This window comes from Vagococcus salmoninarum, from assembly GCF_003987495.1.
Lineage (GTDB): Bacteria > Bacillota > Bacilli > Lactobacillales > Vagococcaceae > Vagococcus_D > Vagococcus_D salmoninarum.
Genome location: NZ_NGJU01000013.1, coordinates 76,352 through 98,620 on the forward strand (window position 1 = coordinate 76,352; position 22,269 = coordinate 98,620).

22 protein-coding genes are annotated in these 22,269 nt (G+C 37.4%); 4 read left to right on the forward strand and 18 right to left on the reverse strand.

What is annotated here, in order from left to right; genetic code table 11:
• Window positions 1-4: 4 nt before the first annotated feature.
• A complete protein-coding gene (locus tag CBF35_RS09415) occupies window positions 5-880 on the reverse strand; it encodes a YtnP family quorum-quenching lactonase (RefSeq protein ID WP_126780458.1) in 876 nt (291 codons plus the stop codon).
• Window positions 881-1,046: 166 nt separating this feature from the next.
• Between CBF35_RS09415 and CBF35_RS09420 the strand changes: the two genes are divergently transcribed.
• On the forward strand, window positions 1,047-1,397 hold the full coding sequence (locus tag CBF35_RS09420) for a hypothetical protein (protein ID WP_126780460.1): 351 nt from the start codon (window positions 1,047-1,049) through the stop codon (window positions 1,395-1,397).
• A gap of 112 nt (window positions 1,398-1,509) precedes the next feature.
• Here the strand turns inward: CBF35_RS09420 and CBF35_RS09425 are convergent, their stop codons facing one another.
• The 13 genes from CBF35_RS09425 to CBF35_RS09485 all read right to left on the reverse strand — a co-directional run bounded on the left by CBF35_RS09425 (window position 1,510) and on the right by CBF35_RS09485 (window position 17,851).
• Window positions 1,510-2,808, reverse strand: coding sequence for an acetyl-CoA hydrolase/transferase family protein (locus CBF35_RS09425; RefSeq protein WP_228026087.1), 1,299 nt, complete (start codon window positions 2,806-2,808; stop codon window positions 1,510-1,512).
• Window positions 2,809-2,835: 27 nt separating this feature from the next.
• On the reverse strand, window positions 2,836-3,621 hold the full coding sequence (locus CBF35_RS09430; protein ID WP_126780464.1) for an enoyl-CoA hydratase-related protein: 786 nt from the start codon (window positions 3,619-3,621) through the stop codon (window positions 2,836-2,838).
• Between the two features lie 11 nt (window positions 3,622-3,632).
• On the reverse strand, window positions 3,633-4,484 hold the full coding sequence (locus CBF35_RS09435; RefSeq protein WP_126780466.1) for a 3-hydroxybutyryl-CoA dehydrogenase: 852 nt from the start codon (window positions 4,482-4,484) through the stop codon (window positions 3,633-3,635).
• 22 nt (window positions 4,485-4,506) lie between these two features.
• Window positions 4,507-5,628 (reverse strand): acyl-CoA dehydrogenase family protein, encoded by a 1,122-nt coding sequence (locus tag CBF35_RS09440; protein ID WP_170174768.1) that lies wholly within the window; start codon window positions 5,626-5,628, stop codon window positions 4,507-4,509.
• A gap of 72 nt (window positions 5,629-5,700) precedes the next feature.
• Window positions 5,701-6,882 carry an acetyl-CoA C-acetyltransferase gene (locus CBF35_RS09445; RefSeq protein ID WP_126780470.1) on the reverse strand — a complete coding sequence of 394 codons (1,182 nt, stop codon included), beginning with the start codon at window positions 6,880-6,882 and terminating at the stop codon, window positions 5,701-5,703.
• Between the two features lie 276 nt (window positions 6,883-7,158).
• The gene (locus CBF35_RS09450) at window positions 7,159-8,061 is read right to left on the reverse strand and encodes a LysR family transcriptional regulator (RefSeq protein WP_126780472.1); all 903 of its coding nucleotides are present in this window, start codon (window positions 8,059-8,061) and stop codon (window positions 7,159-7,161) included.
• Window positions 8,062-8,228: 167 nt separating this feature from the next.
• On the reverse strand, window positions 8,229-9,443 hold the full coding sequence (gene fadE, locus CBF35_RS09455; protein WP_126780474.1) for an acyl-CoA dehydrogenase FadE: 1,215 nt from the start codon (window positions 9,441-9,443) through the stop codon (window positions 8,229-8,231).
• A 498-nt stretch (window positions 9,444-9,941) separates the two neighbouring features.
• Complete coding sequence (locus CBF35_RS09460) at window positions 9,942-10,658, reverse strand: MIP/aquaporin family protein (protein WP_126780476.1); 717 nt, start codon at window positions 10,656-10,658, stop codon at window positions 9,942-9,944.
• Between the two features lie 3 nt (window positions 10,659-10,661).
• A complete protein-coding gene (glpO, locus tag CBF35_RS09465; protein ID WP_126780479.1) occupies window positions 10,662-12,488 on the reverse strand; it encodes a type 1 glycerol-3-phosphate oxidase in 1,827 nt (608 codons plus the stop codon).
• Between the two features lie 28 nt (window positions 12,489-12,516).
• Window positions 12,517-14,025: a glycerol kinase GlpK gene (gene glpK / locus CBF35_RS09470; RefSeq protein ID WP_126780481.1), complete on the reverse strand. Its 1,509-nt coding sequence runs from the start codon at window positions 14,023-14,025 to the stop codon at window positions 12,517-12,519.
• A 207-nt stretch (window positions 14,026-14,232) separates the two neighbouring features.
• A complete protein-coding gene (locus CBF35_RS09475; RefSeq protein ID WP_126780483.1) occupies window positions 14,233-15,699 on the reverse strand; it encodes an AcpB/EbpR/MafR family transcriptional regulator in 1,467 nt (488 codons plus the stop codon).
• 8 nt (window positions 15,700-15,707) lie between these two features.
• A complete protein-coding gene (locus CBF35_RS09480) occupies window positions 15,708-17,018 on the reverse strand; it encodes an FAD-dependent oxidoreductase (RefSeq protein ID WP_126780486.1) in 1,311 nt (436 codons plus the stop codon).
• A gap of 26 nt (window positions 17,019-17,044) precedes the next feature.
• Entirely contained in the window at window positions 17,045-17,851 is an 807-nt protein-coding gene (locus tag CBF35_RS09485; RefSeq protein ID WP_126780488.1) for an AAA family ATPase, read from the reverse strand.
• Between the two features lie 240 nt (window positions 17,852-18,091).
• Between CBF35_RS09485 and CBF35_RS14900 the strand changes: the two genes are divergently transcribed.
• Window positions 18,092-18,268: a hypothetical protein gene (locus tag CBF35_RS14900; protein ID WP_170174769.1), complete on the forward strand. Its 177-nt coding sequence runs from the start codon at window positions 18,092-18,094 to the stop codon at window positions 18,266-18,268.
• 85 nt (window positions 18,269-18,353) lie between these two features.
• Here CBF35_RS14900 and CBF35_RS09490 read toward each other — a convergent pair whose 3' ends face one another.
• Together CBF35_RS09490 and CBF35_RS09495 are read right to left on the reverse strand one after the other, a co-directional pair.
• The gene (locus CBF35_RS09490) at window positions 18,354-18,611 is read right to left on the reverse strand and encodes a Txe/YoeB family addiction module toxin (protein WP_126780490.1); all 258 of its coding nucleotides are present in this window, start codon (window positions 18,609-18,611) and stop codon (window positions 18,354-18,356) included.
• Complete coding sequence (locus CBF35_RS09495) at window positions 18,604-18,873, reverse strand: type II toxin-antitoxin system Phd/YefM family antitoxin (protein ID WP_126780492.1); 270 nt, start codon at window positions 18,871-18,873, stop codon at window positions 18,604-18,606. The genes CBF35_RS09490 and CBF35_RS09495 overlap by 8 nt, the downstream gene beginning before the upstream one ends.
• Before the next feature lie 249 nt (window positions 18,874-19,122).
• On the opposite strand from CBF35_RS09495, the gene CBF35_RS15015 reads away from it, so the two are divergent.
• Window positions 19,123-19,380 (forward strand): hypothetical protein, encoded by a 258-nt coding sequence (locus tag CBF35_RS15015; RefSeq protein ID WP_244922587.1) that lies wholly within the window; start codon window positions 19,123-19,125, stop codon window positions 19,378-19,380.
• A complete protein-coding gene (locus CBF35_RS15020) occupies window positions 19,310-19,543 on the forward strand; it encodes a GNAT family N-acetyltransferase (protein ID WP_244922586.1) in 234 nt (77 codons plus the stop codon). The genes CBF35_RS15015 and CBF35_RS15020 overlap by 71 nt, the downstream gene beginning before the upstream one ends.
• A gap of 247 nt (window positions 19,544-19,790) precedes the next feature.
• On the opposite strand, the gene CBF35_RS09505 is transcribed toward CBF35_RS15020, so the two are convergent.
• Complete coding sequence (locus CBF35_RS09505) at window positions 19,791-20,204, reverse strand: hypothetical protein (RefSeq protein ID WP_126780494.1); 414 nt, start codon at window positions 20,202-20,204, stop codon at window positions 19,791-19,793.
• Between the two features lie 546 nt (window positions 20,205-20,750).
• Window positions 20,751-21,773, reverse strand: coding sequence for an adenosine deaminase (add, locus tag CBF35_RS09510; protein WP_126780496.1), 1,023 nt, complete (start codon window positions 21,771-21,773; stop codon window positions 20,751-20,753).
• Window positions 21,774-22,269 lie beyond the last annotated feature (496 nt).

Genomic DNA, 22,269 nt, shown 5'->3' on the forward strand with positions numbered 1-22,269 from the left:
TGTCTTACTTTTCTTTAGGGAAATTGATTTGAGCTTCCCTACCTCTTTTTAATTCCGTTATTTTTTCTTGTCCTTTCCTATCCCATTGTATCATGCGATAGAAGGCATCGTGGTAAAAAATAAATTTATAATCATTTTCAAATGCTTCTGCCATAATGCGTTCCTTAGCGAAAATCGACGTCATTGGGTAATCATCATAAGCTAAGACCCACAAAGGATTCTTATGAGCATGGGTTGGCATAATGTCTGCCATATGAATGATGACTTCCCCTTGCTGATGTAATTTAATGATGGCATGACCGTCACTGTGACCACCAGTGTGAATCATTTCAATTTCAGGAATAATCGCAACCTTATTTTCAAAAGTTATTACTTGGTCAGCAATCGCTTGCCAATTTTCTTTCCAATAAGTATTGATTGAACGCATATTAGGATGACGCATTTCTTGCCATTCAATCTCACTAACCATAATCTTCGCATTCGGAAAGGTGGAGACTAGCTCCCCATCTTGTAATTCCGTTAAGCCACTAGCGTGATCAAAGTGTAAGTGAGTCATTAAAATAACGTCAATGTCTTTCGTTGTCATGCCTAATTCCGCTAAACTTTCTGCTACTGTTGATTCTCTAGAGACTCCGAAATTCCGATGTTGTTTGGCAGTCATCTTGCCCCGCCCAACACTGGCATCAATTAAGTAATTAATCCCTTTAAATTGAATTAAAATCGGATCAGTTGGCAGTTCAATCTGATTCAACTCATTAAAAGGATAAACCCGAGACCATAAAGGTTTTGGGACAACCCCGAACATTGCTCCTCCGTCTAGTCGTGTTTCGCCACCTTCTAACCAGGTTAATGTCATGTCGTGAAACGTTAATGAATCCATATTTTTCTCCTTTCGTCTAACTACTATAAATTTACCTAATACCCCCTATTAATAATCAAGCTTGGTATAAAAGGGACCTATCAGATACAATAAAGATATAGAAAGCGTTACCTTTTCCAATAACGACACGCTTTCCAAACTGCTTATTATAGAAAGGATGTTCAACATGGAAATAACTATTTCAATCAAATCAACAACAGAGGGCTTTTTAGCAACTTTAGATGTCTTACCAGAGTTCAGCCTGATAAGTGACACGAAAGCAAGCTTGTTAGACGCCTTCCCCGAAGCCTTAAAAGATTACCTTAACCTTTGGGAGTCAACTGTTTCAAAAGACTCAAAACAGTTTGCCAAGGAATTTTCATTCATTCAGCGAATCAAAGCTCGTGGCTATTATCAATCGACAATTTTTCGCTTACAAGAACTTATGGAAACGAAGGATCTTCAATCAATCGACATCGAAGTGCTCCACTGCCTACAACGTAAAGGTTTTGAATCTTTGTTAGCGACTAATGCTTAACTAACCCCCACAAAATAATGACTCTTGCCAGCTATTGCTTAATCCCAATGCTGGCAAGAGTTTTTTGATTATTCTGAATTTTCAGTTATTAACTCACCTAAGGAAGGGTGTTTTAGTTTTCTTCAACTGGGATGTAATTAAGTTCATGTGCTTTTTCTAGCAACTCGGTTCTAAATTTCGGATGAGCTATCTTGATTAAGGCTTCTGCTCGCTCTGAAATTGTTTTCCCTTTTAATTGAGCACTGCCGTATTCTGTCACAATTGTATCAATGTCATTTTTTGACGTTGTCACCGGCGCACCTTGGAAAAGTGTCGGAACAATCGTTGAAAATGTGTCTTTTTTAGCCGTTGAGTAGAGACAGATAATGCCTGTGCCATTTTTCGTGCCACGGACACCTTTCATAAAGTCAGCTTGTCCACCTGTTGATGAATAATAAGTGTTTTGAACTTTCTCTGAGTTACATTGTCCTAAGAAATCAACTTCTACTGAAGAATTGATTGCGACTAAGTTATCTAGCTCACGAATCGTGTCAACATTATTTGTGTAATCACAAGGTAACATTAAAATATCTTTGTTGTTATTCATAAATTGATACAAACGTTTTGAACCGATGGCAAAAGTTGCCACTGACTTATTAACGTTATTTTCTTTGTACTTATTAGTAATTACGCCTTTTTCAGTTAAATCAACTAATTTTTCTGGCAACATTTCAGTATGTAAGCCTAAGTCTTTTTTATCAACTAAGTACTCCATCACCGCATTTGGCATAGCCCCAAAACCAATTTGTAAAGTGTCGCCATCTTTAACTGTCCCAGCAATTTCTTTACCGATTGCTAAGTCTTTTTCCCCTAATTCAGGACTGCCTAGAGTTGGTAAATCAAGGTTGTTTTCAATTAAAGCTGCTACTTGGCTGATGTGGATGCCGTTTTTCTCACCAAAGGTTCTTGGCATTTCTTCGTTTACTTCTAAAATAATCGTTTTCGCACCTTCAATTAATGAGGCAACGTAAGAAGGGCTTGTTCCTAATGAGAAGTAACCATTTTCGTCCATCGGTGAAACAGTGGCCATGATAACCATTTCTGATTCACGTTGTTGTAAAATTGCTGGAATATCTGAAAAGTTATTTGGCAATAGATCAACTAAGCCAGTATTCATCGCTTTACGGTCCATCCCAGATAAAAAGATTGAGACTTGTTTTAATTGAGATTTTGGAAGATTTAAAATAGGGAAACTTGGTAACATACGGTACAACGTATTGCCTTCTAAATAGTCTAGACTACTAATTGCTTCAAGTAGTGCTGGTGGCTCACCAGGCATGATTGGGAAGACAATTCCGTCTCCGGCTTCAACCTGTTTAACAGCCTCTATCGGGGTAGTTAGTTTGCTTGCGTATAATTCTCTAAAATTCATGGTCATCTCTCCTAAAGTCTTTTTTAGTTATCCACGTTTGAAATCAGGTTTACGTTTATTAACAAAGGCTTCCATACCTTCTTTTTGGTCACTTGTTGAAAAGAGCGAACCAAACACTTCAGCTTCAAAGCGGAGGCCATCTGCTAACGTCATTTCTGCGCCAGCGTTAATGACTTCTTTACTTAATTCCACTGCAAATGGGGCATTCTTTTGAATCGATTCCGCCATTTTACGAGCGCTCATTTCTAGTTCTTCATTTGGCACGACTTGGTTTAACAATCCAATTCTTAAACCTTCTTGAGCATTGATATTTTTACCTGTAAAAATTAATTCTTTCGCCACACCAATTCCAACAATTCGGCTTAAACGTTGAGTGCCACCAAAGCCAGGGATAATCCCTAAACCGACTTCCGGTTGCCCTAATTTAGTATTAGTTGAACCTAAACGAATGTCACAGGCTAAAGCTAATTCACACCCACCACCAAGGGCGAAACCGTTGATTGCTGCAATTGTTGGTTGTCTTAAATCAGCTAACTTAGTGAAGACACTATTACCAAAGGCTGAAAAATCACGGCCATCAAAGACATTTTTATCTTTCATTTCAGCAATATCCGCTCCGGCAACAAAGGCTTTTTCACCAGCACCAGTCACGATTAAGACTTGAATGTTAAAATCATTTTCGATTTGTTCTAAAACTAGATCTAGTTCTTCCATAACTTCAGTACTTAAAGCATTTAACATCTTAGGACGAGCAATCGTTAAGACACCAATCCCATTTTCTTCGGTTAAAGTTAAATAATTGTAGTTTGACATCATGACACTCCTTAGTTATATTCGTAGAAACCTTTACCAGTTTTGTTACCTAACCAACCAGCTTCAACGTATTTTTTAAGTAAAGGACACGGACGATATTTAGAATCGTTAAAGCCTTCATAAAGCACATTCATAATTGCAAGACACGTATCTAAGCCAATGTAGTCAGCTAAAGCTAGAGGTCCCATTGGGTGATTGGCCCCCATCATCATTGCTTCGTCAATTTCTTGTGGGCTAGCAACGCCTTCACTAACAGCGAAGATGGCTTCGTTAATCATCGGAATTAAAATACGGTTAACGGCAAAGCCTGGTGAGTCTTTAATATCAATCGCTGTTTTACGGATTTTATTAGCAACTTCTAAAATCTGAGCCGCTGTTTCATCACTTGTTTGCATGCCACGGTTGATTTCAACTAATTTCATGACTTGGACTGGGTTAAAGAAATGCATGCCAATCACTTTTTCAGGTTTCGTTGTTGCCGCTGCAATTTCAGTAATTGATAATGACGACGTGTTTGTCGCTAAAATCGTTTCAGCTGAAGTAATCTCAGAAATTGTTTTAAAAATATTAAGCTTGATTTCACGATTTTCAGTGGCAGCTTCAATAACTAATTGGGTATCTTTAGCGTCTTGATAATCCGTTGATTTAATAATACGAGCAAAGACACTGTCCGCTTCTGCTTGGGTTTTGCGCTCACGGGCAACTGATTTGTCTAATAATCCTTTAATTTTATCAAGGCCTTTTTGGACAAATTCTTCTTTAATATCATTCATATATACGGTATAACCGGCTTCAGCTAAAACATGGACAATCCCACTACCCATTTGACCTGAACCGATTACCATTACGTTTTTAATTTCCATTTCTCAATCGCTCCTAAATAAATTAAATTTTTGATAACCATGGTTGAGCAATAATTTTCCGTTGGGTATTTGATGAGCTGCCATAAATCGACGTTAACTTAGCATCTCTGACAAACCGTTCAATTTCATTATTACGCATATACCCATAGCCACCAGTCACATCAATAATTGTTTCTGTCGTTTCAATTGCCACATTGGATGAAGCTAACTTCAACATTGAGACTTGCTGAGTATCAAAGGGGGCTTCATCCACTGTTTGTAGTAAGAAGGCCCGGGTTGATAAAATCCGAGTTTGGACATCAGCCAGTTTATATTGGGTCGCTTGCAGATCAATTAAGCGCTTCCCGAAATTACGTTCGAAACTAACATATTCTAGTCCTCGCTCTAGGGCGCCTTGGGAAATCCCAATCGCTTGAGCGGAAATTGCTAGTCGATTACGGTTAACGACAGATTCAACTTGTTTCACACCTTGAATAATCCCACCTAAAAGGTTGTCTTTTGGTACTTTGACACTTGTCATCGTTAAGCCAGCAACTGGCAAAGATTTGATGCCCATTTTATTTTCTAATGGTCCCACCGTCAAACCTTCCACCGTTTTTTCAACTAAGAAAACGCCGTGGCTTTCTTGACCATTTAAACTGCGAGTTTTAGCAACTATAAAGAAGAGGCTGGCAATTGGCGAATTGGAAATATAGGCTTTTTGGCCAGTAATTTCCCAATGATCGTCTTTTTCAATTGCCACAGTTTCCAATTCCTCAAGATCACTACCGACTGATTCTTCATTAATGGCAAAGGAGGCATACATGTCACCTTTAATTAATTTGTCTAAGTAAGTGGCTTTTTGCTCTGTTGTCCCAAAATTATAGAGTGGCCAAATGCCATAGGTCGCTTGGGTTAATAAAATACTTCCTACTGCTGGGAACTGTTTGGAAACGATTCTAATAATTCTCAAAAATTCTTTATAAGAAGCTGTACGTTCCGCTTCAGCAACAACCATTAATTCTAAAATTCCTAAACCAATCAAATATTGAATGTGTTCAGCCGGAAATTCTTCCGTTTGATCATAGCGTGAAGCGACTTCTTTTAATTCTTTGCGAGAATAAGTTCTAACTTGTTCGAGCATGTTATTTATGTTGATAGTCATCATAATCACCTTAGTCTGTATTTTTTAACCAAACAACCTCAAAGCCACTCCCGGGACTTAGTCAGTTACTAATTAATCTCTTTTAACGATGAGTGAAATACCTTGGCCGCCGCCGATACATAATGTTGCTAAACCTGATTTAGCGTCACGTTTTTTCATTTCGTGAATTAAAGATACTAAGACACGGGCACCACTAGCGCCGATTGGGTGACCTAAAGCAATCGCTCCACCATTAACATTGACAATGCTTTGATCCATCTCTAAGCCTTCAACAACGCTCATTGCTTGAGACGCAAAGGCTTCGTTAGCTTCGATTAACTCTAAATCACTAATTGTCATGTTAGCTTTAGCTAAGGCTTTTTTAGTCGCTGGAATTGGACCAGTCCCCATGATTTTCGGATCAACACCACCAGAAGCGTAGCCGCTGATTGATGCTAAGATTTCTAAGTTTAATTCTTCGGCTTTTTCCCGAGTCATTAAAATTAAGATCGCTGCTCCATCATTTAAGCCGGAAGCGTTAGCGGCTGTGACTGTACCGTTTTCTTTGAAAGCAGGACGTAATTTAGCTAATGATTCAACAGTTGTTCCAAAACGCGGATGTTCATCAGTATCAACTACTAAAGGTTCCCCACGTCTAACTGGTACTTCAATACTAACGATTTCGTCTTTAAAGCGACCTGAGGTAATGGCTGCTTCTGCTTTATTTTGGCTAGCTGCTGCAAAAGCGTCTTGAGCTTCACGAGTGTAGTTGAATTTTTCAGCGACGTTTTCAGCAGTAATTCCCATGTGGATATGATCAAAGGCATCTGTTAAGCCATCAGTAATCATAGTATCGATTAATTTGCCATCACCCATTCGTTTACCCCAACGGTAATCAGGAACGACATAGTTTGCTTGACTCATGCTTTCAGTTCCGCCAGCAACAACCACTTCGTTATCACCTAACATAATTGATTGAGCAGCCATGATGACTGTTTTTAAGCCTGATCCACACACTTTATTAATTGTTAAGGCAGATGAAGTAAAAGGTATGCCGGCATTTAAAGCAACTTGACGAGCGACGTTTTGACCTTTACCCGCTCCTAAAACATTTCCTAAAATAACTTCGTCAACTAAAGCTGGGTCTAAATTAATTTTAGCTAACGATTCAGCTACGACCTTTTTACCTAAGTCTACGGCTGAAATATTTTTGAAACTGCCACCAAAACTACCGATTGGTGATCTTAACGCTGATACAATTACTACTTCTCTCATTATAAAATTGCCTCCTAATTTTTGTTTACACTTTGCTTTTATAAAACGTTTACAACCCTATCATAAAAGCAAATGATTGAAAAATCTAACAAGTAAAAGTTATTTAGCCTATTAGTATTACTAATAGGCAGTTGGAAACCTAGATACTGGGCTATTGTTCAATTTTTCATTTGATTAAGCTTGAAAAAAGTATTTATTTAAGCTACTTTTAATGATTGGTTTTTACTCAAATTTAAAAGCAACTCAAGACACTAGAGCTGCTTCATTTGTAAATTCTTAGTGGATTGGTTGATAGAAATAACTTAAAATCGACTCGTAAACCATGCCTTCAATGTCATTATAACTTTTTTTGATTGGTCGACACAACAAGACGTTAAAAGGAATTGGGTCTTTGAAAGGTATCTCCACAAACAGGTCACGATCAATGGTTCGTTCGATTGGTGAAGGTAAAATCGTAACAATGTCTGACTCTAACGTTGCTTCAACTAGGTAATCCCATGAAGACGACTCAAATTTAATCAAGGCTTTACAATCGACTTCTTTCATTTTACTTTTAACTAATTCATTTGTCGTGAAACTTTGGTTAAAGGTGCCGATTGGGAATTCATTCAAATCATCCCAGTTCAAAGCTTTCCGTTGAGCTAAGGGATGGGTTTTAGCAACAAATGCCGTCATCTCGTCAATTTGAATGACATGTTCTTCAAAACTTTTTAAATCTAGACTTGTTGGTTCGATTAATATTGCATAATCTAAATCATTTTGGAAGAGCATTTTTCGTAAGACATTACTTCCGCCTTCAATGATTTCTAAACGAATATCAGGATTCTCCGCTGTGAATTTCGGAAAGAACGAAGAAAAGAAAATCCGTAAAATCAATGAGGGTAAGCCGATGCGAATCGTCCCTTTTTGTTTTGAGGCTTCCTTGCGTACCATGTCGCTCATTTCACCGTGAAGCTTCGTTATCTCTTGGGCGTAGGCGTATAATTTTTCACCACTGGGAGTTAAAGCATCTAAACGGCCATTTTTTCGGTAAAACAAAACAAGTTCTTCATTAGTTTCAAAGTTAATAATTAGTTGACTTAAGGCTGATTGGGTAATATGTATTTTTTTAGCAGCTAAAGATAAGTTACAGCCACACTCAACTATATTCATAAAATAATAAAGTTGTTGAATATCCATCATGAACACCTCTTTAATTTAGTAATTCTATTCTACACTGAAACGTCGCTTCTGTATCCTTTATTGCCTAGTTTTCTAGCAAAAAAGGAGACTTAAACTGTTGGGGTTTAAGTCTCCTTTCTCTGATTGGTACAAGCAAATTATTAAGCTAAATTGTTACAAGGTGTTTAGACGAAAGCACCAATACCAGTTAAGTAACGACCAACTAGTAAGGCGTTAATTTCATGTGTTCCTTCGTATGAGTAGATGGCTTCTCCATCAGCGAAGAAACGAGCCACGTCTGTTTCTAAAGTAATTCCGTTACCACCACAAACTTCACGGCCTAAGGCAACTGTTTCACGCATTTTTTTAGCGTTGTGCATTTTCGCTAAGGCTGAGTTTTCTTCACTGTAGTTACCTTCTTCTTGCATTTCAGCAATTCGAACTGAGTAACCAAGACAGGCAACAACGTTAGCTTGCATGAAGGCTAATTTTTCTTGAACTAATTGGAATCCACCAATTGATTTACCAAATTGTTCACGGTTTTTAACATATTTTAATGCCGCTTCTAGTGAACCAGCGTTCATACCAGTTGCTAAGTGAGCAATATCCGCACGAGTCGCACGTAAAATTCTTGAAACATCTTTGAAGCCATTGATATTAGCTAAACGAGCGAATTCTTCAACTTCAACATTTTCTAAAGTGATGTGACCGTTGTTGACGATACGTAATGAGACTTTACCTTTAATGTTTTCAACAGTTAAGCCAGGTGTGCCACCAGGTACCATGAAACATTTAATTTTTCCGTCAGCTTTATCGCGAGCAAAGATTGGTAAGATGTCAGCTGTAGCAGCTCCACCGATCCAACGTTTTTCACCATTTAAGACCCATTTGTCGCCAATTTTTTCAGCTGTTGTTGCTAAACCACCAGCAATATCAGAGCCGTGTTCAGGTTCTGTTAGACCGAAACAACCTTGCCATTCGAAAGAAGCGACTTTTGGTGCATAATGTTTAATTTGTTCTTCGCTACCACCAAAAACGATTGTGTTGTAACATAAACCACCGTGAACTGTAAATAACGTTGCGATTGACGCATCTAATTTAGCTAATTCAAAGTATAGGAACACTGTGTATAACTCACTTGTTTTAAGTTTGTTATCACGACCTTCAAATAATAATGGGTTGTCCATAATTCCAACTTTAGCCATTTCTTCAAAAACACCAGCTGGTAACGTACCATTTTCCCAATTTTCATTTAAGATTGGTCTAACTTTTTCGTCTAAGACTTCTCTTAAATTTTTTAATACTGTTAATTCGCCATCGGTTAATTTTTCTGAATATGAAAACAGATCTGATGGGTAAAACTCTTTAACATTGATTGGACGTACATTTTTTTCTGACATCTAGTATCTCTCCTTTAAATTTAAAATCGCTTTCACAAAAAGCATAAGGCCGGACAGAGAATTTTGCTACTTAGAAAAAATTATGAAGGGTATTAGCAATAGTAATAGTTACTGACAAAGTCTTACAATCATTGGTTTGTTAGACAATTCACTTGCATTTTGATTTCTATTTATCAAACCTATTTTAGCTTTTTTTCACTCTTTTTATAAGGTGCGTTAAATTTAAAATACGTTAATATTGCTCAGTCTATTTTTTTATTACTAGGTTTTATTAAAATAACCCCCTCTTGATAAGTTTTTATTTTATAACTCCCCCCTCGGATTTAGGCAACATTTAGGCCTTATCGCCCTTTTAAACTGCCTCATCGATAACTTGCGATACTTTCCCACACTTCTTCGTTAAACATCATACACAGCCTTTCAAACTGGCTTTCTATTGATAAAAAAAACACGTTAAACAGCTTGGCTGCCTAACGTGTCTCGGAAATAATAACTAACTTAAATAATTGCCATGTAAATAACTGCTGCAATCACCGCACCGATGATTGGTCCAACAACTGGTACCCATGAATAACCCCAGTCAGAGTCACCTTTGTTAGCAATTGGTAGTAATTGGTGAGCAATTCTCGGACCTAAGTCACGAGCAGGGTTAATCGCATAACCTGTCGCTCCACCTAATGATAAACCAATTGAAAGGATTAAGATTCCGACAACCATCGGATTCATGCCATCTGCAAATGTATGTTGTGAGAAAGCTAATAAACCTAGTACTAAAACAATTGTACCGATAACTTCCGTAATTACATTAGCACCATAATTTCTAATGGCTGGTCCTGTAGCAAATGTTCCTAAAATAGCACCTTGATCTTTTGTTTCTGCCCAGTGTGGTAAGTAAGCTAACCAAACTAAAGCTGCTCCAACAATCCCGCCTAAAACTTGGGCAATGATGAATGGAATAACTAAGCCCCAACTAAAGTTGCCTGCTACTGCCATACCGACTGTAACTGCTGGGTTTAAATGTGCTGGTCCCATAAAGCCTGAAATATAAACAGCAATTGTTACAGCTGCTGCCCAACCCATAGCAATGACGATCCAACCAGAAGCTTCCGCTTTACTCTTTTTCAAGTTAACTGCGGCACAAACCCCGTCTCCTAATAATACCAAAACTAATGTACCTAAAAACTCACTAAAAATTTGTAATGTGTCTCCGCTCATTTCTTATCTCTCCCTTTTTAAATTAATTAAATCCGATTCATTAATAACGCTTGTTAACTCTTCGATATGACTCAGTTTTTCTGTTTTGGTCCAGTTAAAACGTTTTGCCATAGCCTCCACAACAGGGCCTTTAATTATGTCTAGTGTATCACGAATGAATAGTAGATGGTTAGTTCTACGCACTAAATAATCGGCTGGTGTTAAGGTCATTTCTTGTTCCATTGCGTAATTCAAGCCTAAAGATTCTCTTAAAGAAAGCCCCTCAAACATTGACATGTCAAGGTTTTGATTAAATACTTCACAAACATTCGAGCCGTACAAATCAGCCAAATAAATCGCTTCTTTTTCTGTAAGCCCTTTCTCTATTCCGACACTTAAATAAGAATTTAAGGTCTCATCGACTTTTGTTGGATCAATTTTTCCACCTGAGACTTGATACGTTTTAGAATCAACTAATTGGTATACTTGTTGGTACTCTTTTAATAAAATGTCTTGAATTAAGGTCATTGCCCCTTCCGCCATCTTGCGGTAATCAGTAATTTTTCCACCAGAAAGTGTTATTAAACCATCGGCTTCCCGAGTCAAATCACTGCCACGAGAAACAGCTGAAGGACTGCTGCCACTTTCTGACAAACTACTTTCTAAGTTGTTTAAGACTTCTTCAACGGCTAAACGATCAACCTTTTGATCTGTAAATTGATTGACGACTTGAATGACTTCCTCAAAACTCTTATCGGAAATTTTACCATTGTCGCCACCATTGTAATCTGAACCACCATTTGTGGAGATTAAAGGCCGTAAACCAACCCAACTTGATTCAATGTCAGCTAAAGTAATCTTAGCTTCTGGGTAACGGTAATTGACACACTCTAACAAGTAATCAACGTCAGCTTGTTCCACTGTTGGCTTAGCATAGTCGCCTTGATAATCAGTGTCAGTTGTCCCAAAGTAAGTTTTATCTTCTCGAGGCACGACGAAGAACATTCTGCCATCATTTTTACCAGTATCTAAGTAAGTCGGTTGTGGGACTGTTAAACGGCTGCTGTCGATGACTAAGTGAACCCCTTTAGTTGGGCGAATTTGTGGGACAGGTTTTTCACCTTGACGTAACTCACGAATTTTATCGACCCAAGGACCACTCGTATTAATTACGACTTTCGCTTTAATTTCGAACTCTTCACCAGTTAATAAATCTTTTGCGATTACCCCAGCGATTTGTTGGTCTTTGTAAATAAAACCAATTGCTTTGACCCGACTGACCATTTGTCCGCCGTCACTTGCTGCTTGTTTAATGTTCTCAATCACTAAACGGGCATCGTTATTTTTAAAGTCTAAGTAGACACCGCCACCTAGTAAGCCTTCTTTTCTTAAATAAGGTTCACGTTTTAAGACTTCTTCAGCGGTCAAGGTGTAGTTAGCATATTTACCAGTCACGTTAGCTAATTGATCATAGAGATCCATGGCGATTTTAACTGAGAACATATTAAAAGTCGAACTTGCTTCATCGTAGATTGGTAATAACATTGGCGCCGGTTTAGGAATATGAGGAGCAATTCCTTGAACGACGGCCCGCTCTGTTACCGTATCTGATACAACTTCCACATCAAAGTTTTTCAAGTAGCGAATGCCACCATGAACTAACTTCGTCGAACGAGAAGACGTCCCTTCTGCGAAATCTTGCATCTCAATTAAGCCGGTTTTCATCCCAGCGGCACTGGCTTGTAAAGCTACGCCAGCACCGGTAATGCCACCACCAATAATTAAGACATCTAATTCTTCCTTTTTTAATGTTGCAATTGCTGTTTGTCTTGTTTCCAGTGAAAATGCCATGATTTTGACCTCCTATATTATTTTATGACTAGATTGACGTGTGTTTAAAAGCTTGAGTAGCAGCGACTGCTTGTTTCCAACCAGCATATAAATTTTCACGTTTGTCTTCAGCCATTTTCGGCTCAAAGATTTCCCCAGCCTCGTAGAACTCTTTAATTTCGCTTAAATCTTTCCAGAACCCGACAGCTAAGCCTGCTAAGAAAGCTGCCCCTAAAGCTGTTGTTTCTAAGTCGCTAGCCCGTTGAACGGAAGTGTTTAAAATATCTGCTTGGAATTGCATTAAGTAATCGTTGTTGGCTGCCCCACCATCGACTTTTAATAATGGAATTTCAATGCCGGTATCTGCTTGCATCGTGTCGATAACATCACGAGCTTGGTAAGCAATTGATTGTAAGGTTGCTTTAACAAAATCTTCTTTCGTTGTGCCACGAGTCATACCGAAGATTGCGCCCCGTGCATTCGAATCCCAGTAAGGCGCTCCTAAACCAGTAAAGGCTGGTACAACAAAGACTTCATCATTACTGTCAGATTCCATAGCAATTTTTTCAGTTTCCGCGGCACTTTGAATCATCTTCAAGCCATCACGTAACCATTGAATAGCTGAGCCAGTTACGAAAATACTTCCTTCAATGGCATAGTAAACTTTACCGTTGATGCCGTAACCAATGGTTGTTAATAAATTATTTTTAGATAGCGTTGGCGTTTCACCAGTATTCATCACGATGAATGAGCCAGTGCCGTAAGTATTTTTAACCATGCCTGGTTCAAAGGCCATTTGTCCGAAGAGAGCGGCTTGTTGGTCACCTGCCATTCCTGAAATCGGTACTTCACTACCATAGAAGTGGAAGCTTTGCGTGTGACCGTAAACTTCTGAGTTTGAGCAAGCTTTTGGTAACATTATTTTAGGAATGTTTAATAAATCTAAGATGTCTTGATCCCACTCTAAGTCATGAATGTTAAACATCATTGTCCGACTCGCATTTGAGTAATCTGTTACGTGAGCTGCGCCATCTGTTAATTTCCAAACTAACCAAGTGTCAATAGTACCAAAGAGTAAGTCGCCTTTTTCCGCTCTTGCTTGGGCGCCTTCTACGTGGTCTAAGATCCAACGAACTTTAGTCGCTGAGAAGTAAGCATCGATAATTAGCCCGGTTTTACTATGAATCATTTCTGCGTGACCGTCAGTTTTTAATTGATCCGCAATCGGTGATGATTGACGTGATTGCCAAACGACTGCATTGTGAATTGGTAAGCCAGTTTTTTTATCCCAGACAACCGTTGTTTCACGTTGGTTAGTAATCCCAATCCCAGCAATTTGTTCTGGTTTAACGCCAGATTCGATTAAGGCGCCGGCGATAACTGACTGAACTGAATTCCAAATTTCATTGGCATTATGTTCCACCCAACCATCATTTGGGAAGTACTGGGTAAACTCTTTTTGTGAACTACCGATTTTGTTACCATTCTTATCAAAAATAATCGCTCTTGAACTTGTTGTCCCTTGGTCAATCGCCATAATGTATTTAGTTTCTGTCATGTTAAAGCCCTCCTGTTGTTTTGTAATCGTTTTCTTTCTACACCCATATCATAATCAGTTTTCCTTAATCAATCCTCCCAACTTTTGAAAAAAATCTCAATTTTTTGACAGTTTTCAGTTGAAAGCTTGTCATAGCAAGTGATAGCGTTACCAAAACAAAAACAGTATTTTCTTTTTTATTAGAAAATACTGTTAAAAAATCATGAGTTACATTTTTAATTCGCTAATTCGTTCCTTAATTTTCTTAATATCATAGGCGGAAGCAAATTCTGAAATGACGTAAGTTTCCGTTAAACCTGAATAACCTGCTAATGGCAGTGTATTAGTAATAACTAGATCGTAGTCACGATTCCCTCGATAGTTTTCAACGGTCACTCCCACGAGATTTTTAAGATTTAACATCAGCAATTGACTTAAGATCTCACTGTAAACTTCCGTCAATCGCAAATCAATGCCAATCGTTAATTCTTTAGAAATTTTCAAATCCATAATGCCTAAAACATTGCCATATTCCAATAAAGTGACTTTTTGAAGCGTGTCTTTCTCGACACTTGGTTGGTCAAAATAAGCTAAGGCGGTCTTTAATAGTTCTTGGGAAAGCTTAGCTAAATTACTACCTAAAAATTTATTTTCCCGGGCAATGAAATGAGCCTGATCGTAAACTTCGATGTCCCCTTCAAAAAAATACAAGCGACTGTTAATTTGGGATAAGTAGTAACTCATTTGCCGTTCTAAAGCTATGGAAGGCTTCCGTGGTCGATAATGTAGTAAGACGGTTTCCCGTAATAACGTGTCAACCACTGCGGTAGGCGTCCGCTTACTCCGAAATAAATCGTAAGTACTAAAATCTTTTTCTGATAAAATCGACATGGAAGTTAAAAAGACATAGTGAAGCATGCTCTCTTCCTCCCCAACTTCTATCGAATAGCGACTAAAATATAAAAGAACGAGACGGCGCACTTTTAAATAAAGACTGTCCTTTTGATAGTCTTTCATCTTGCCTTTAATGCCTTGGTATTTTTTGTCAGTTAACGTGGCTCTTTTTTTACTAATTGTCAGCCATAAACTCAGGCGAATCCGGCTAAATTCATTAATTTTGATTTCTAATTCTTTTTCGACACCGTTGATTAAGCGTAAATTTTGATCTGACAACAGATTTGCTTGAAAGCTTCGGTAAGGCGTTAATGACCAGTAGAGCTGAAAGTAAAAGTAGCGAATTTGTAACTCTTCCCCCTGAAGGCTGCCATTTTTAATTTGTAAGTTAAACTCTTTTAGAAGGTCATTAACTTCTTTAATTTTACGAAAGAGGGAAGATTCACTAATCGCCAAATCACTAGTAATTTTAACGACTGTAAATTCTCGGTGCTGAAAGACGTAGTCTAACAATTGATACTTTAGAGAACGGGTCACATAGTCCCGATAAACATTAAAAATCGGAAAATCCCCTGATAAAAACAACTCAACTTTCTGACCATCATTAGTTAAATAGCAGTCCTCACCATGGGTTTCTAAGTAATCAACAATTTCCCCTAAATAGCTTTCTAAAGACCCTTTGGAAATCCCTAAGTGACTTCTTAAACTCTGATAGGAGAGCTGACCACTGGCGAGAATTAACGCTTTAATAATTTGGACTTGAAAGCTTTCTTTTTTTTCTAAGAAGTCTTCAATTTTCATTTTTTCACCTAATCCTTTAAGTAACCAAGCTGATTCGTCAAGTCATAGACTGGCGTTAAGCTAGGATGAAAGAAATAATCTTTTTGACGTAATTGCTCTAGGGTGATGCCCATTTGAATCCCTAAAGCTAAGGTATTAACTTTTTCTAAAACGTTGACTTTGGCAACTATCTGTCCACCTAACACCCGACCTGTTTGTTGACTGTAAATTAATTTGCTATGAACAAGTTCAGAGTTAAATAAGGTAGCTGGCTGACTAACATAACTAACAGCAATCTCGTCATCGAAAAAGATGCTTTCACTTTCAGTCATACCGGTACTGCCTATGTAATGATCAAAGACCTTTGTCCCAATCGTCCGGGCAGAGCCAATAAACTTAGTTGTCGGTTTAATCAGATTGTCAACTGCGACTAAAGCTGTCCGTATGGCATTATTCGTTAATGATAAGTAAAAAGATTCAGCGGCCAAACTAGAAGGCATTTGAATGCAATCCCCAATGGCAAAGACATTAGCTACTGTTGTTTGTAAATAGTCGTCGACTAAAATCGTATTGTCTTGATGAAGTTGAATACCTTCAGCTAAATACGCTAATTCAGGCTTGACACTTAAAGCAAAAACTCCGCTGTCGCTAATAATTTGCCCTTCTTGAGTCCTTAAATGCAGTTGCCCATCTTCTTCGGAAATTTCCTCAACCGTTTCATTAAAATGGCAGGTAACTCCTCGTTCTCTCATAGTTGTTAAAACTGGGGCCATCATTTCAGCATCAAAATACTTACTTAAAATGCCATCCATACTTTCAATTAATGTGACTTCTTTGCCATTTTTAATTAAACAATCCGCCATCTCAATCCCAATCTGGCCAGCGCCAACGATTGCTAAGGATTGGCTCGCCTTAACTAAGTCTAAAGCTTTTTCGGCTAATTCTCGAGTTTTGTATTTTAAAATTCGTTCTGATTGAATGCCTTTAATCTGGCTGGAATCTTGAACGGAACCAGTTGACAAAATCAACTTATCGTAAGACTTTTTCTGGTTTGTTGCTTCTGTGTCATAACTAACTTCTTGGCCTTCAAGGTTGATAGCTGTCACTTCACAAGCCAACAACAATTCAATCCCTTCCGCTCTCAAGACTTCCTCTGTCACAAAAACTGCTTGAGATAACTCCTCTACTTCACCATTTAAAACTAAATGTAAGGCACCAGGAATAAAACCGATTTGAGTATTTTTTTCAATTAATGTTACTTGGGACGCCGGGTATTTTTGCCGGGCAGCTCGGGCAGCCGTCACGCCACCAAATGAGCCACCGATAATCACGATTTTCATAGTATCCTCCTTAATTAGCTGAGGCTTTAAAACTCAGCTTCATGGGCTTTAAAAAAGGCTTGGTAACTTTTAATTTGCGGTAAGTCTGTCCAATGACTGGGGGTCAATAGTTGTTCATCTAGATTATAAACCGTTCCGCCTAAAGTTCCTAATAAGAAGGGGGAATGAGTGGCAATAATAAACTGACAATTCAAATAGCGGGCATTTTCAATAATCAATTCCGCTAATTTCAATTGATTTTGATGGGACAAGGAAGCTTCTGGTTCATCTAATAAATACAAACCATCGGCGACTAAGTAATCTTGATAAATTTCCATGGCAGTTTCACCATTGGAATATTTTTCCTGAGCAAACTGCCGTCTGGCTAACTGTTCTTGCATTTGATAGGAATGACGTTGACGAGCCAGTTGCTCTTTGGTCATCCCTAATTGCTTCCGCTCGTAAAGATAACCTTCTGCTAAAATTGCTTCTTGTTGAATTTTCTTAATTTCATACAAAATGTCTTCACTTTTGATGTAATAACTATTTTCTGGCAGGAGATAGTCTCGGCCATCCCCTTCATCTAGTTCAAAAGTCACTTGAGTTTCTCTGACGTACTGCTGAAAAAAATCAACTTTTCCAAAAGCCTTTGGCGGCTCTGCCCCAGGTAATGTTAACTTATTCGCTAAGACATTTAATAAGGTTGACTTGCCAGAACCATTACTGCCAGATAATAAAGTAATATTATCTAAAACTATTTGACTGCCTCGCTGTTGACGGAGACTATTGTACGGATAAAGATTGGGATTTTTAACTTCTTCTTGAGAAAAATGAAAACTCCTTAAATACCTCACATGCTCACCTACTTTATTTATTAATTATATTATAGCATCTCTCTAGGTGATAATTTTTGCTACAGTAAGAAAGTTGCCTTTCTAGGTGGATTTAAGGGCGATCTTTCTCTAGTGGGTGAGTGGCTGATATTTTTACAACTACTAAAGTGAAATCGTATACATATTTTTGATATGATGTTATCATACTCTTAACAAATGTCACAGTAGTTGGGACCTTGACATAAAATAAGAGGTGATACTATGAAACACAAGGAACGAGTAAGTCTTGTTACAACTTTAGTAATATGTATCTTAGTTATTCTTTTTACACAGTTCTCGTCTCTCGCTGAAAATGTAAAATTAGCTGCCCTCTTCCCAACTCTTGGAACTATCTTTGGCAGTGTTTTAAATTATTTTTCTAAAGAAGATAAAGGGTAAACGTGCTTTATCACATGTCTTTTAACTTTAATGATGATTCTCAAGATTGATATTATTAAAAGCCCTCAAAATTAGCTGAGGGCTTTTAATAATGATCTTTCGCTGAATAAAAATAAATTGTTTCATTCTGCACTCGATAGATTAATCGATGCTCATCTGTAATTCTCCTAGACCACTTTCCTGACAAATCATGTTTTAAAGGTTCTGGCTTGCCTATACCTGTAAATGGTGTCCGATCAATTTCTTTAATTAATCTATTTATTTCCCTAACGTTATGTTTGTTTCCCTGCTCATGACAATAAACGTAGTCGTTCCAAGCGTCTTCTGACCATGCTTTAATCATCTTCTGCTACCTCAATAATTTCATGAGTAGTGAAGTTCCCTTCTAAAAAATGCTGTTCACCTCTACGAATCTTATCCATCACGTAATTATTTGATAAAACTCTCAAAGTTTCTTGCATCGCATCGTAGTCTCTTTTTGATAAAACAACTACCGTGTCTTCAACATCTTTTGCAGTAACAATCAATGTATTGGCATCCTCATTTACTTTTTTCATGTAACTTCGTAAATTTTGCCTAAAATTCGAATAGCTCACAGCTTCCATAAAGTTCTCCTCCTTGATTTCTCTCTATTTAAATTATTGTAAAATAAAAGGTACAGTTAGTAAAATATTAAGATGGTTGAGTCGATAATCATGATTATTTCCTGCTCAGCTCTTAAACTAATCACATGCTACTTTTATTTATCGCTACTTAACAAAGTCAGAGAAAAAATTTAGCCTCGTCAAAAAAGCCTTCTAGTAAGAAATAAGCTATAATAAGAACATCTTAGACAAACAATGGAGGATAACGTTATGGCCGATATTAGACATGCTACAAAAGAAGATCGTGACTTTTGGTTTAAACTTGATAACCATCTTTCAACAGAAGTCTTTGAGCAGAAAGTACGGGATGGCATGGCTTATTTGTTAATCGAAAATGAGCGACCGATTGGTTTACTTCGTTACCATCTTTTTTTGGGACAATACCCCTTTTTGTACGATGCTTTCTATCGAGACAACGTATCAAAGCCAAGGCTATGGCAAAAAGTTAATGAGCTTCTGGGAAAATGAGATGAAAGACCAAGGCTACGGCATGCTTATGACTTCTACCCAAGTCGATGAAAATGCTCAACACTTTTATCGTAACATCGGCTTCCATGAGGCCGGCTCATTGATTATTGATATTCCAAAGTACAAACAACCGATGGAAATGTTCTTTATAAAAGAAATCTAACACTCAAACCACCGTTGGATTAAAAAAAGTTGATAGTTTTAACATAGTTTGATACTACTACGAAAAAGCGTTTTTGATAAAATACTAAAGAGTATTTATCAAAAACGCTTTTTTCTTTTAAATTTTTCTAAGAATAGTCAACTTGAAGTTAACTATTTATTGCTGCTTATGTTTCAACTCATTAAATAAATTGCAAGCCTTCATTCAATTCTGCCTTTGACTGGCTCATCAAAAATTAGGATTTAACTTACTTTTTAATTTTCGTCGCATCATATTTTTTTAAGGCTTCTTTGATTGCTCCAATTGTTGTCCCATCAGGATCGTTGGCTGGATCAATTTCACTAATAATTTCCCCGGTCTCTTCGTCCATAATAACTGCTCCTGGACCACTGGCAAAGCCGTAGCTCCCCTCATCGTCTCCATTATAAACTGCTAAAATTGCTTCCGAATCATCATTTCCTAAAAAGGCTTGGCGTTCCCTGTCACTTAAATCTTTTAATCGTTCCACTGCTACCGTTAATGTTAAAGGCACTTCTTCGACCTTAGCTTGAGCAGGTGTTGTTTCAGCAGTCACCACCGCTTGGGTCTTGAAAAATGTCCCAACTGATAAAACGGTCACTGTCGTTAATACGATGTACGAAATTGTTTTTTTCAATGTCATTAGTAAGTTCCTCTTTTCCTATTTATAAATCCAAGTAATAAAACCAATTCGAGTCCAATTGATTCCATGCTAGCTGATTTGTGTTAATGGAAAGCCTTTTTCTTTAAGTTACCAACTCCTTTTAACTATATTTAAAAACAGGATTATTATATCACGAACGTTATATTTTATCTACGTTTTTTACACATTCAAAATAACGAACTAAAATAATTTTTAATCAGAAAACAAAGTAAATAGACACCCTTAACCTCCTTTCAAATCAAAGACTTCCTTTAGCTAACGAATGAAGGCTAGACAGATAAAAAACATTTAAATAACACATTCACGTTTTACTTTCGATTAACCGAAGTATAACCAACTTACAAAACTAGACTTAAAATTCACTCTGTATTTACAGGTTATTAAGGGTTATTTTAAACATAATTTATTTATTTACCCCTTTCTATAATTTTAAGTAAACTTTATCAACAAAAAAAGCCTGGCCCTTTAGAATTTCTTCTAAAGACTCAGACTATATTTTAGCTAATTTCTTGTTGTTTAAAGGTTTTATTCAGCTTGGGCTACGTAATCAGAAATTTCTTTGAAATATGCTGTCTTTTCATCGGCTGAAAGCCAAGCAATATCAAAGGAATTCTTCGCTAGTAAAACGACATCTGCTTGCGTCATCTCATAGTTTTCCGTCATAGCGTAATAATCATCAGAAACATAACTTTGGAAATAAGCTGGGTCATCAGAGTTAACTGTGACTTTCACTCCTTGGCGCAATAGTTCTAAAATTTCCCGACCTTTCATATCATCGACAACAAAGCCATTAGAAACAGGACAACAAGTTAAACCAATTCCTTGTTCTTTTACAAAAGCTACTAGTTCCGGATTTTCAACAATATTCGTGCCGTGATCTAAGCGCTCAACTTGAATATCATGTAAGGCTTGACGAATATTTTCAATGGACTGCTCTTGATCGATGTCACAGTGCATTGTAATATGGAAGCCAGCTTCTTTCGCTGTTTTAAAAACTTTAGCAAACTTCGCCGGTGGATTGCCTTTTTCATCTGAATCTAGACCAATTCCTAAGATTAAGTCTTGGTAAGGTAGGGCTTGGACTAAGGTCTCTTCTGCTGACTGGGCAGACATGTCACGTAGAAAACACATGATTAAAGCCGATTTAATCCCTAATGTCGGACTTTCTTCGACTGCTCGGTAATAACCTTTAATCACCGTTTCAAAAGGAATCCCTCGAGTTGTGTGGGCTTGTGGATCAAAAAACAGCTCGGCATAACGAACATTATGTTCCTTGGCTTTTCGCAAATAGGCCATCGCTAGTTCGTAGAAATCCTCTTCTGTTTGTAAGACATTCATGGCTGGATAATAAACATTTAAAAATGATGGCAAGGAATCAAACTGATAGCTTTTGCGAACTTCTTCAATGGTTGTTTGACCGATATCAATGTTATTCTTTTTAGCTAGTTGAAGTTTTAGTTCTGGCTCCAAAGTTCCTTCTAAATGTAGATGAAGTTCGGCTTTTGGTAATCCTTTGATGAATTCATAGCTAATTTTCCCGTTTGTCATAGTTAATGAGCTCCTTTTAGTTTCGATATGAGTTATTTGATAAGTATATCATCACACATCCGAACTATAAGGTCAATAGATATTAAAATTGTTTGTTTTTACTACAAATATTGAATAATAACTGACAAATAAAACCTTTTTAACTGCAAATTAACACCTAACTTTCGCGGGAAAGTTAGATGTTAACGACTCTAGAGTAACAACTAGTTTTAACCTACTAGCTGACTAATAAAAAGTTGTCAAGATAACCTCTAAAAACTTAGGCTCACTTTTTATTAGTTGCTATGACTGAGAACTAGTTGTGAGTGAAAACTGACCTTCCAGTAAGAAAGGCAAAAAAAGCCCCTACTAATACAATCAATTGATTAGGGCTGTATAATTTTTGGTGTGGATGAAGAAATTCATTCACGCCTATTTTTACACAAAAAAATAGAAACATATGAACTTTCCAGTTAGAATAAAGTTGCTAAGACCAATTCAGGGAGGAAGATTCATA